The organism is Microcystis sp. BLCC-F209 (genome assembly GCF_041928595.1).
Taxonomy (GTDB): Bacteria; Cyanobacteriota; Cyanobacteriia; order Cyanobacteriales; family Microcystaceae; genus Microcystis.
The window spans coordinates 1-2,324 of record NZ_JBHFLL010000293.1; the positions used below are offsets into that span (position 1 = coordinate 1).

The window sequence follows — 2,324 nt, forward strand, 5'->3', positions numbered from 1 at the left end:
GGCTCTCCCAGGTTTGGTGGGTAAAATGTATTCTAAGATACATTCCTCCTAGCGAGGGGGTGGAACGAACCACAAAGACACAAAGGACACAAAGATCGATCCTATGTAAGTTAAACTCATCACACAGAACCTAGAAGAGCCTCTGAATTAGTCATAACTCTACCTCTTACAAACTTTTAACCACTAACAACTCATTCCCCCGGTCATCAATCACCTTAACGGCAATTTGCCGATGTTCTCCCACGGCAAAAGGTGCGCTGGTTGTCCCTGCTAGATGTTCCCAGACTGATTCCTCATAGGTTCCCTTTAAAGCTTTCTTAATCGAATCCCAAGCGCCGGTACGGGGAAAAAATGCCTGATTGACGTGGAAACATAGGCCGTTGTAGTCAGTATCGAGAAACCAAGCGGGGACATTCTTACCCGGTTCTGAGTCCACTTTCATTGTAACCGGGTCAAACACATCCAAACCCAATAACTCCACTTGATATTTACCATCAGGGATGGGATTAATCCTAATCTCTGGCAGTCCACAGACGCTGAATATCTGGGAACTCCTCATGTTTTTGAGTAAATCCCCCATCAGCAGGTCTGGAGTTGCTTGGATGTAAGTCGCGGGAATCCCCACCGTATCCTGACAGTGTTCTACAAACTGACGAGCGCTAGGAGCGATCGCAAAGCCAAGGACGAACAGATGAGCGTATTGTTTATGATAGGCTTCCCCAGCCGCTCTGTAAATCGGCTGTTCTGCGATCGCTCCGTTCTCTGGTCCGAATAGAAACGCCACCGGTTTCTGGGAGAGGGGAAGCTGATTCAGGTTTGCTTCTAGGGCCTCATCTACCACCTCCCCCAAGGTAGCACCTTCTAAATCACTAGCTTTGACCATTGCTTCGGCCGATAGATTCTGGGTTCGCGTCGGCTGTCGCACGTTGTTTAGGGTGATGGTGCGGTTCCCAGACAGACGCAACACGGGAGATTTCCGCAGAATTTCCAACATCCGTTCTTCATAGGGACCGCTATTGTCGATTACCACCGCTGCGCTTTCCGGTTCGTCTTCCATCTCCACCGGAGGCGGTATGGTTCCCTCGATGGTGAAGGGACTACACACCCGCACAATACTGTTATCTACTTCGGGACGGTCAACTAAGATTTCCGATTCGGGGGGTTCATTGTTAGCGATACTTTTCAGGGTGATGTGTGGGACTATTCCCCCAATTTCTTCCCCTTTACTGTTCTGTTTTCTCTTGTAGATAAAACCCCCCGTCGGTGAGTTATTATCTTTCAGTTGATACCAAGGAAAGGTGGCGGTTAATAGTCTCTGTCTGGCTAAGGCTAAGGGTACTCTACTGACATCACAGGTTATCCATCTTCTCCCCCATTGTTCGGCAACGTAGGCGGTTGTCCCACTTCCACAATTATGAACGGTACAAACTTCAGTAATAAAAGAGTGGACAGTTTCAATCTCTAAATCATAGACTGTTTCCGTCGTTATTTCCGATTCTAAATCTTTAATTTCACAGGGTATTTGTTCCCTGCCAAAATAAACAATATCACCGATTTTTAAAGTATCAGCCCGTCGCCATTCTTTGTAATGATCTTCTGAAGGTTCAACCGCAGCCAATGTGGCTTTAATTGTCTCTAATACTCCCGTCAAATTATGATAAATTTCTTGATTATTGAATCGCAAAATATTTAATCCCAAAGAGTTTAAATAAGTATCTCTTTCTTGGTCATAAACTGTCGCATCTGGCCTATAATGGCTATCTCCATCTACTTCAACAATACAACCCTTTTCTCTTGCATAAAAGTCGGTAATATAACGTCCAATAGGATGTTGACGGCGGAATTTAACTCCTAATTGATTTCCTTTGATTTCTTGCCATAATTTAGCTTCGGCTGGAGTCGCTTCTTTTCTCATTTCTCTAGCTAAACCAAAATTATTTTTAGGAATATGTTCCCAATTGCGATCGCCTCCATAACTGGTTGTCCGTTTTTGACATAAGACTCGATGATCTCCCGTTACCCAGAGGATTTGCTGACAAAGGTGGTGACGAATCCCGATCATTTTCCCTTGATGGGTTTTGCTGATAGTACGAAGAATCCGATGAGGTTGCAGATCATGTCCGATGACATAATCTCCCGGTTGTAATTTTTCTATTTCTAATGCCCCCGCGGGCGCTCCTGGGGCCCGCGGGGTGGCGGGGGGGGGGGGGGGGGGGCGGGCCCCGGGGGGGATCTCACCCCCCCCCCCCCCCCCCCCCCCCCCCCCGCCCCCCCCCGGGGGGTGGGGGGGGGGGTGGGGGGCCCCGCTCCCCGGTGTCTGAGAT

1 protein-coding gene is annotated in these 2,324 nt (G+C 48.1%); it reads right to left on the bottom strand.

Going from position 1 to position 2,324, the window contains the following annotated elements:
* Positions 1 to 166 precede the first annotated feature (166 nt).
* Positions 167 to 2,062 (bottom strand): DUF559 domain-containing protein, encoded by a 1,896-nt coding sequence (locus ACE1AQ_RS18800; RefSeq protein ID WP_374808995.1) that lies wholly within the window; start codon positions 2,060 to 2,062, stop codon positions 167 to 169.
* Between the last annotated feature and the right edge of the window lie 262 nt (positions 2,063 to 2,324).

What these genes read in the sequence shown, in the direction of transcription:
- ACE1AQ_RS18800 (WP_374808995.1), bottom strand. Translation starts at nt 2,062, where the DNA reads ATGATCGGGATTCGTCACCACCTTTGTCAGCAAATCCTCTGGGTAACG.